This window comes from Actinomyces sp. S6-Spd3, from assembly GCF_000758755.1.
Taxonomy (GTDB): Bacteria; Actinomycetota; Actinomycetes; order Actinomycetales; family Actinomycetaceae; genus Pauljensenia.
The window spans coordinates 1-698 of record NZ_JRMV01000259.1; the positions used below are offsets into that span (position 1 = coordinate 1).

General features: G+C 52.1%; 1 protein-coding gene. It reads left to right on the plus strand.

Annotated elements, in window-relative coordinates; genetic code table 11:
- Window positions 1–63: 63 nt before the first annotated feature.
- Window positions 64–698: lamin tail domain-containing protein (locus HMPREF1627_RS02055; protein WP_034500748.1), on the plus strand; the 635-nt coding region annotated here is incomplete at its 3' end.

Genomic DNA, 698 nt, shown 5'->3' on the forward strand with positions numbered 1-698 from the left:
AAAGACGTACATATTTGCCTCAGCGCGACGTGAATAAGAAATCTCAAAGAGACTAGGAATCTTATGGTGAAGCTCAAACGCTTTGCGGGTGGGATTGCGGTAGCCGCTGCGGGCGCCCTGATTCTAACCCCGCTCACCCCCGTGCCGTCCCTGGCAACCCCAGCGGGCGACAACGTAGTAATCAACGAAGTTTACACGCGCGGAGACAGTGCCGACGGCACGCTTCGTGACTTTGTTGAACTGTACAACCCAACAACTGAAGCGATCTCGCTTGACGGCATGTCACTTCAGTACTTCAGCAAAAAGAACCTAACTGCCACGAAAGCCAGCGTCTCTCCTCTGCAAGGAACGATTGCAGCTAAAGGATACTTCTTGCTTGCTGGAAACTCGGCAGACAAGAACGGTCAACACGAAGCCTTCCAAAAGTACGATCCGGACGCTCAGGGCAACTTCAGCCTTGCCGGAAATGATGGAAGCGTCATCCTGGCAAAAGGCACTGAAGCTCTAACGGTTGCGGGCGATACTTCCGCAGACGCAAATGTAGTTGATGCCTTTGGATGGGGCGACACAAAGGTTTTTGAGTCCGCTGCAAATGCAAACAAGTCAAAGGACGACAAATCGTTCCAACGCGCGAGCGGTGCGGACACCAATAACAATGCTTCCGATTTCTCAGTATCGACTACTACCCCACAAAACAG